Annotated in this window: 8 protein-coding genes; 4 read left to right on the top strand and 4 right to left on the bottom strand. The window is 58.5% G+C overall.

Annotated elements, in window-relative coordinates:
• The 4 genes from IMX17_RS10290 to IMX17_RS10275 all read left to right on the top strand — a co-directional run.
• Positions 1-354, top strand: a 354-nt coding sequence (locus tag IMX17_RS10290; protein WP_193549706.1) for a fimbrial protein, incomplete at its 5' end; no start/stop codon positions are given.
• A 24-nt stretch (positions 355-378) separates the two neighbouring features.
• Positions 379-801, top strand: a complete 423-nt coding sequence (locus IMX17_RS10285) for a hypothetical protein (protein WP_046686746.1) — start codon at positions 379-381, stop codon at positions 799-801.
• Positions 798-2,186 (top strand): FKBP-type peptidyl-prolyl cis-trans isomerase N-terminal domain-containing protein, encoded by a 1,389-nt coding sequence (locus IMX17_RS10280; protein ID WP_193549705.1) that lies wholly within the window; start codon positions 798-800, stop codon positions 2,184-2,186. Before IMX17_RS10285 ends, IMX17_RS10280 begins: the two co-directional genes overlap by 4 nt.
• Positions 2,187-2,191: 5 nt before the next feature.
• Positions 2,192-2,848, top strand: a complete 657-nt coding sequence (locus IMX17_RS10275) for a helix-turn-helix transcriptional regulator (RefSeq protein ID WP_227414485.1) — start codon at positions 2,192-2,194, stop codon at positions 2,846-2,848.
• 54 nt (positions 2,849-2,902) lie between these two features.
• On the opposite strand, the gene IMX17_RS10270 is transcribed toward IMX17_RS10275, so the two are convergent.
• From IMX17_RS10270 to deoC, 4 genes are all read right to left on the bottom strand, one after another.
• The gene (locus IMX17_RS10270) at positions 2,903-4,270 is read right to left on the bottom strand and encodes an L-serine ammonia-lyase (protein ID WP_033642507.1); all 1,368 of its coding nucleotides are present in this window, start codon (positions 4,268-4,270) and stop codon (positions 2,903-2,905) included.
• Positions 4,271-4,363: 93 nt separating this feature from the next.
• On the bottom strand, positions 4,364-5,662 hold the full coding sequence (locus IMX17_RS10265) for an HAAAP family serine/threonine permease (RefSeq protein ID WP_046897041.1): 1,299 nt from the start codon (positions 5,660-5,662) through the stop codon (positions 4,364-4,366).
• 981 nt (positions 5,663-6,643) lie between these two features.
• The gene (gene deoR / locus IMX17_RS10260) at positions 6,644-7,408 is read right to left on the bottom strand and encodes a DNA-binding transcriptional repressor DeoR (RefSeq protein WP_042784074.1); all 765 of its coding nucleotides are present in this window, start codon (positions 7,406-7,408) and stop codon (positions 6,644-6,646) included.
• 153 nt (positions 7,409-7,561) lie between these two features.
• Positions 7,562-8,242 (bottom strand): deoxyribose-phosphate aldolase, encoded by a 681-nt coding sequence (gene deoC, locus IMX17_RS10255; RefSeq protein ID WP_193549703.1) that lies wholly within the window; start codon positions 8,240-8,242, stop codon positions 7,562-7,564.
• Positions 8,243-8,456 lie beyond the last annotated feature (214 nt).

Raw genomic sequence — 8,456 nt, 5'->3', positions numbered from 1 at the left:
TACCTGAACACCCGCACCCACAGCCAAACCTTCGCGTTGCACCTGACCGAGTGCGATCTCAGCCTGGGCAATACGGTGGCCATTACGTTTACCGGTACTGAGAACGCCAAACTGCCCGGCCTGTTGGCGTTGGATGGCGGCAGCCTGGCGTCGGGGATCGGCATCGGGCTGGAGGACAGCAGCGGCAAGGCGCTGCCGCTCAATCGCGCCAGCGATAAATTCCGTCTGAACGCCGGCAACACCACACTCACGCTGCAAGCCTATGTGCAGGGAGAGCCGGAAGCCATCCAGACGAAGTCCATCGGCCGCGGCACCTTCAGCGCGGTGGCCACCTTTACGTTGGAATACGAATAAGCGTCTACAAGGACAAGAAACGCAATGATGAGAAAGCACGTCAATCACGCCCTGCGCATGGGGATGCTGTGCCTGTTGGCGTTGAGCGCCGCCGCTTGCCAAAGCCAAAAGCCGGGCAAGCCTGCCGTGAACACCCAAAATCAGGCTGCGCAACCTCCGTCAGAAGAGGTGTTGCGCAAGCAGCGTGAGGCCGAGCAACTGCGGCAGTGTCAGGAGCAACTGGGCGCGTTGCGCACGATCAACGAGAAACAGTATCAGCGCTACAAACAGGCGTTCGACAGCCTGATGAGCGGCGCTTCCCAGTACGCCAACCTGCGCGCCCGGGTAAACGGTGACACGCAGGAGACAGTGGATGCGCTATATCGCTACAAGGTCAACTATCTGTGCGCCGGGGTGAATCAGGCGGTGTTGACCGGGCTGGCGGATCGCGGGGAGCAGGTTAAATGAGGCTGCGTCTGCTGGGCTGTGTCGCTTTGCTGTTCACCGGCGTCGCGCAAGCGGACGACGGCGTGCCGGCGCTGCTGCAGTTTGCCGAGCAGTATCAACGGCAGAATATCGGTCCGGCGACCGAAAAAACGGCGCCGGACGACCGTGCGTCAGGGAAAAAAAAGCGTGAGCCGGCGAAGCGCCTGTCGGACAACAGTCAATCCGCCTCATCGGCCAAAACGTTTACGCTGAGCCAGGAATTATTGGCGCGCGATCAACAGCTGGCGCGCCAGCGAATGGCGCTGACGGCGCTGCGCCAGGAGCTCGCCGCGCTGCGGGCGGAGAAAGCGGTCCCGCCCGTCGCGGCGTTGCCGGATTCGTCAACGCTTCATCAGTGGATCGCCGGGCTGGGCGCCGCCTGGCGCGGTTCGCCCGACGCGCAGCGCGCCGAGGCGCTGTTGCGTCAGGCGACGCAGGAAACAGCCAAAAGCAGAGCGACAGCGGCGCAGGCCGAACGGCGCATCACCGAACTTGAGTCTGCCGCGCAGGCATCGGCACAGACGTTTGCACAACGCCAACGCGAGCACCAGGAAGCGTTGCACGCTCTGCGCGCCGCGTTGGAAGAAAGCGAGCAGAAGCGGGCCGGTGAGCAGAAGGCGACTCAGCAGGCGCGCGAAGACCTGCTGGCGTTGCGTAAGCGGTTGCAATGGGAGATGACGCCGGAGCAGTTGAAGGATGAACGCAAGCGTTTGTCCTATGCAGCGGGCAGTGCGCTGGGGCGGGATATTCAGGGGTTGATGACGGAGCGTCAAAGCTGGGGCGTGCCGGTGGATCGCGACAGCCTGTTGGCGGGCGTTATCGACAGCGTGTCGGGACGTTTGCAGCTGTCGCCGCAGGAACTGAACACGTTGACGGCGCAGGCGGATGCCGCCGCCGTGGCCGCGCGTGAGAAACGCGTTAACCAGCAGCGGCGGCGCGATGACGATTACCTGACGCAGTTCAGTCAACAAAAGGGCGTAAAGCAGTCGGCGATGGGCTTCTGGTATCGGGTGGATTATGCCGGGGAGGGGGCGCTGGCGCCAACGGCGGTGGTCGATGTCGTGGTGAAAGAGAAGCTGACCGACGGCACGGTGATCCAGGATATGGATCTGAGCGGCAAGGTGCTGTCGCAACCGCTGTCCGAATACCCGCCGCTGTTCCGGGAGGCGATAAGTCATCTGCACAACCACGGCTCGTTGACGATGGTCGTGCCGCCGGCGCTGGCCTACGGTGAAACTGGCTATCCGCCGAAGGTGCCGCCCAACGCCACCATGGTTTATGAATTGCGCATCGACAACAGCCAGGCGCCGGCAAAGGGCGTCCAGGCGGTTAAACGGGAAGCCGACACGGCGGGAGGGCAGGGATGAACACGATGATAAAAATCGCGTTATTTGATGAGAATCGATACTTCAGCGCCGGTTGGCAAGAGGCTCTGGCGCTGCACTTCAGCACTTACGGCAAGCGCACGCTGTTAGTGGATGCGCGGCAGGCTCATGAAGCCGATCTGGTGTTCTGCTATTTTCCTCCCGGCGTGCAAAGCTGTTTTTGTCACCTCTCTGAGGCGCAGCCCGTGGGGCGTAAAACGCTGTATTTCTCGTTGCGAACGCCGGAGGGACGGCATAAACGCACCGTCGGTAACCGCTGCTCGCTGGAGGCCGGCGTCATCTACCACGATATGCCGTTGGTTTCGGCGCTGTATCAGGTGAGCGCCGAGCTGGAGCGGCGCAGCAAATGGCCGGGCAGACTGAGCTGTGGCAGGAACTGCGTATGCCAACACCGGGGCTTGACGTTGCGCGAACAAGAGATCATGCGCTGCATGACGCGGGAGATGGGAGTCACGCAAATCGCCCGGATGCTGGATATTAGCGTGAAGACGGTCAGCAATCACAAGATGAGCGTCATGCGCAAAATGGGATTCCGGCGTAATGCCGAACTTTACGGCTGGCTGCGGCACAGCGCTCGTCCCGGGGCTGTGGGGCTTCGCGCGGGCATTCAGCCCGGCGTTGCGGCAGGAAAGGATCGCTATTGAAACGGCGCCGGCCAAGTCACACCGGCCGGCGCCTTAAGTACCTTGCCGTGGCGATCAGTTGCAGGCCACGACCTTGATCGCCAGCCCGCCCTGTGAAGTTTCGCGGTATTTGGCGTTCATGTCTTTGCCGGTCTCGTACATGGTTTCGATCACCTTATCCAGACAAACCCGCGGTTCGCTGGTCCGGCGCATCGCCATGCGTGCGGCGTTGACCGCCTTAACGGCGGAAATGGCGTTGCGTTCGATGCACGGCACCTGAACCTGGCCGGCGAGCGGATCGCAGGTCAGCCCCAAATGGTGCTCCATGGCGATCTCCGCCGCGATGCATACCTGCGCCGGACTGCCGCCGAGCAGCTCGGTCAACCCGGCCGCCGCCATTGAACAGGCCACGCCCACTTCCCCCTGGCAACCCACTTCGGCGCCGGAGATCGAGGCGTTCATCTTGTACAGCGCGCCAATCACGCCGGACGCCAGGAAATAGCGGGTGTAGGAGTTGGCGTTCACCGGGCGGATGAACTTGTCGTAGTAGGCCAGCACCGCAGGGATGATGCCACACGCGCCGTTGGTCGGTGCGGTGACCACGCGGCCGCCGGCCGCGTTCTCTTCGTTGACCGCCAACGCGAACATGTTGATCCAATCGACCACGTTCATCGGATCGATATTGTTCTTGTCTCCGGTCACCAGAATGCGGCGCAGCGCGGCGGCGCGGCGCGGCACTTTCATCGGGCCGGGCAGCAGCCCTTCGGTGTTGATGCCGCGCTCGATACCGGCGCTCATCACCTGCCAGACATCGGCGAAATGCGCGTCGATATCCGCCTTGCTGCGCAGCGCCAGCTCGTTTTGCATCACCAGGCCGGACAAGGACAGCCCGGTTTCCTTGCAATGCTGCTGCAGATCGTGCGCTGATTTGAACGGATAGGGCACCGGCGTGGCGCCCTCGGCGGACTGGCCGAAGTGCTCTTCGTCGACGATAAAACCGCCGCCGATCGAGTAATAGGTTTTGCTGTGCAGCAGGCGTTCACCGGCGAAGGCGCGGATACGCATGCCGTTTTCATGCAACGGCAGGTTGTCGCTGTGGAAGTTCATGCCGCCGTGCAGCGGGAAATCCACCTCGTGGTGGCCGTTGGCCAGCGGCAGGCGGCCGCGTTGCTCAACGTCGCGAATAAAGCCCGGAATGCTGTCGATGTCCACATCGTGCGGCAGGTTGCCGGCCAGGCCCATGATGATGGCGATGTCGGTGTGGTGACCTTTACCGGTCAATGACAGTGAACCGTAGACGTCGACCACCACGCGGGTGGTGTCCTGCAACTGCTGGTGCGCGATCAGCTCGTCGACGAACTGTTTGCCGGCCTTCATCGGGCCAACGGTGTGGGAGCTGGATGGGCCGATGCCGATTTTGAAAATATCGAAAACGCTGACCATGGTCTCGCCTCCTTCTTCAGGTTTCAGGCGGTGAATACGGGAAATGGGGAAGTGCGGGAGGGCCGGCGCGCAAGCGGCGCCGGCCGGGCGTGATTAGCCGAGCAGGCTGAACACGATGGCAGAGATGGCGATCAGACCCATCACAACCACGAACACGTTGCTGATGTGGCCGCTGTACTTGCGCATGGCAGGCACTTTACGGATGGCGTACATCGGCATCAGGAACAGCAGCATGGCGATGATTGGGCCGCCCAGGGTTTCGATCATGCCCAGGATGCTTGGGTTCAGGGTAGCGACGATCCAGGTGGTCACCAGCATGAAGATAGCGGTCATGCGGTTCAGCTTGGCGGTGCTGATGGTTTTGCCGCGGCTCTTCATCGATTTGGCGACCAGGCCGTTGAAGCCTTCACGGGCGCCCAGGTAGTGGCCCAGGAACGATTTGGTGATGGCGACGAAGGCGATAACCGGCGCGATGTACTCGATCATCGGGTTGTTAAAGTGGTTGGCCAGGTAAGACAGAATCGAGATGTTCTGTGCCTTGGCTTCCGCCAGGTTTTCCGGGGACAGGCTCAGCACGCAGCTGAACACGAAGAACATCACGGTCAGCACCATCATGATGTGCGCATAAGCCAGAATGCGGGAGCATTTCTTCTCGGCGTCTGCGCCGTACTCTTCGCGTTTGGCGACGGCGAAGGCGGAGATGATCGGCGAGTGGTTGAAGGAGAACACCATCACCGGGATCGCCAGCCACAGGGTCATGATCAGGCCGTGACCCATGCCGGTACCGCTGCTGGACAGCGACACGTTTTCGAAGATGGCGCCGGTCCAGTTAGGGATCAGGTATACCGCCAGCAGCATCAGCACCGCCACGAACGGGAAGACCAGGATGCTCATGGTTTTCACGATGGCCTGCTCACCGAAGCGCACGATGGTCATCAGGCCGACGATCAGGATCAGCGACAGGATGGCGCGCGGCGGCGACGTCATGCCCAACTGGTGGGTAATGAAGCTGTCGACGGTGTTGGTGATCGCCACGCTGTAAACCAACAGAATCGGGTAGATGGCGAAGAAGTACAGCAGAGTAATCAGTTTACCGGCGGTGATGCCGAAGTGCTCTTCTACCACGGCGGTGATGTCTTCACCGGGATTTTTGCCGGACAGAACGAAACGGCACAGGCCGCGGTGGGCAAAGAAGGTCATCGGGAAAGCGATGATGGCCATGATGATCAAAGGAATCAAACCGCCGATGCCGGCGTTGATTGGCAAGAACAGGACGCCTGCGCCGATGGCGGTGCCGTACAGGCCCAACATCCACATGGTATCCGTTTTACGCCAGGTAGTGCTGGAACCCGAAGCCGCAGAGGCAATTGTGCCGGTCTGTGTAGTGTCCATAAATATCTCCGAAGTGAACACGAATTTAAAATTAAAAGGCAAAACTTAAGGTTAAACCGTCAAACGTCCTATTCAGGCAACGCTTGCGGTAAGAATCAGGTGTTGCTTGCGGGGATGTTTTGGCGTCCCCCTGGTTGTTTATTGTGTTCATTACCACAGGCACAGCGCCGGGTAATTCACCAAAGACTTTTCACCGCCACGGGGTGATAAAAGTCGTTACCGCTGCCGACAGGTCTTTGCCTGTCGATTTTTGTTGGCGGCAAGATAACGATTTACAGTAGAAACAACCGTGATCCTGCTCTCAAATGCGTAATATGTGCAGTTATCTGCTTTTTTATCGATTTTTCGCGCATTTGTTGCACATTTGTGTAAGATTTTGTGCTGAGAACGCTCTCATAAAAATTTCTGCGATTATGTGGCTTGTACAATAATTAGCCGGATAAAGCGCTGTGCTCAGCAGCAAGCCGAGCAATATATTTTATGCGTGGTTTTGGATCTAGCTAAAAACCCGGATTAAGCAGTTTTAGTGACGTAGATCACATTGTATTTTTAAGTCAAATGAGTGATATTAATTTGTTTTTAAATGATTTTTATTGAAAATCACTGCTAGTAACGAAGGGAAATTACTTACGTGGTTAGCGGATAAAAATGCGTAACCATTCATCATATAAATAACAGATAGCTAACAGGTATTGGCGAGATTTGCTGCAATAGCCTAACCGGCCGTTTATTTAAACATCCCGGTCTTTGGCGTGATTTATCATATAAAAGCCATAAATAGTCGTTAATTCATCCAGCCGAAAGCGGGTTTGACCAGAGAGAAAATAATCACTCGGGTGACCTGTTGCATTTTATTAACCTGATGTTGTGTGCGGATAAGCGAAAAATGCGTATCGATTGCGCACTATTTGTTCATCGCGGGCTGTGGGAAGAGAGAGATTTCAGCGGTGCGCCGTCGTTTCTGACGGCGCTGAAGGGGGATCAATAGCGGGTAGCGATGGCGTTATCGTTGAAGAACGCCATGAAGTCGGCGTCTGGCTGGCGATCGGTGATCACCCGATCGAACTGCGTCAGCGGGCCGATACAGGCCGGCTTGATTTTGCCGAACTTGCTGTGATCCGCTACCAGGATCTTTTGCTGCGCCATCGCCATCGCGCGATGCTTCATCTCCAGCTCGTCGAAGTTGAAGCAGGTGGCGCCGTGCCGCAGGCTGAGGCCGGCGGCGGAGATAAAGGCGATGTTTGGGCAGATGTGATCGAGCTCATTGCGGCCTCCGACGCTGGAAAAGATGTAGTTGTTCGGTTTGAACTCGCCGCCGCACAGGATCACCTTGCAATTCGGTTTGTCTTGCAGCGCCAGGAAGGTGTTCAGCGAATGGCACACGGCGGTGAAGGTCAGCTCGTCGGCAATGGCGTCGATGATCGTCGGGGTAGTGGTCCCGCAGTCGAAAAACACCGTGTCGTTTTCATTGATCAACGGCGCCGCCAGCAGGCCAATGCGCCGTTTCTCCGTGACCTGTTTGGCTTTTTGATCGGAAACGAAGTAGTTGGTCACGCCGTTGCTGCGCGGATCGGTCACCACATAGCCGCCAAGCAGCACCACCGCCGCCGGCTCGGCGCTCAGATCGCGGCGAATGGTCATCTCCGAGACCCCCAGCAGCGCGGCGGCTTCTTTCAGGTGGATCTTGTCAGCGCGTTTTAACGCCTGAACTAACCGGTTGATACGTTCTTCGCGCCGCGTTTCCATAGATCCGTCTTCCCACAGGTAGTAGAGGTAAAAAAGCGTGCCGCCGTTTCCGGCGCTAAACACAACGATGCGGGGCAATATCGGGCCGCATCGGCCGCCCGTATTGTCCCGCATCGGAGTGTATTGGCTGCGCCCGTCAGGGCGCGCCGACGATCAGTAGCTGCCAGCCGCCGCCTGCGCGCCGGATACGATGGCAACGCCGGAGCTGGTGCCGATACGCGTGGCGCCGGCTTTGATCATCTTCTCGGCGGTAGCGCGATCGCGCACGGCGCCGGAAGCTTTCACGCCCATTTCGCTGCCCACCGTCTCGCGCATCAGTTTGACGTGCTCTTCCCGAGCGCCGCCGGTGCTGAAGCCGGTGGAGGTTTTAACGAAGGCGACATCGAGTTCGCGACACATTTCACAAACCTGGACGATCTGGGCATCGCTGAGCAGGCAGGTTTCCAATATTACCTTCAACGGGATCGCCGCGCAAACCTCGCGCACGGCGGCGATGTCGGCTTTCACTTCGTCCAGCAGGCCGCTTTTCAGCCAGCCGACGTTGATCACCATATCGATCTCTTGCGCGCCGGCGGCGATCGCCGCTTTGGCTTCAAAGGCTTTGGCGACGGTCAGGCCGGCGCCCAGCGGGAAACCGATCACCGAGCAGACTTTCACGGTGCTTTCCTGCAGCAGCTGGGCCGCCAACGGCACGTAGCCGGAGTTGACGCACACCGCATAGAAGTTGTGCTCCTGGGCTTCTTCGCACAGTTTGGCGATCTGCATTTCGGTGGCGTCCATGGCCAGCAGGGTGTGGTCGACATAGCGGGCGTAATCGATGTTTTCGGAGGTCATCACGGTTCCTTAATGAAGTTGAGAAAAGAGCGTTGATAGAGGATGTGAAAATAATAACATTACAATGCGGGCAAACCTAGCGGGATTTGAAAAATGTCGACGTGATCATAGTTATCTCACTGTTATATGTATAACTTAGGGGAGGTGTGTTTGTTATTTAAATAACATCTTTCGGCGGCCGCTCGCGGCCTGCGCGGGCGAAATGTCGAGGGAA

Origin of the sequence: Serratia sp. X3, from assembly GCF_014982455.1 — a bacterium.
GTDB lineage: Bacteria > Pseudomonadota > Gammaproteobacteria > Enterobacterales > Enterobacteriaceae > Serratia > Serratia ureilytica.
Note: the sequence above shows the minus strand (reverse complement) of the source record. Positions and strands in the feature narration are given on the sequence as shown.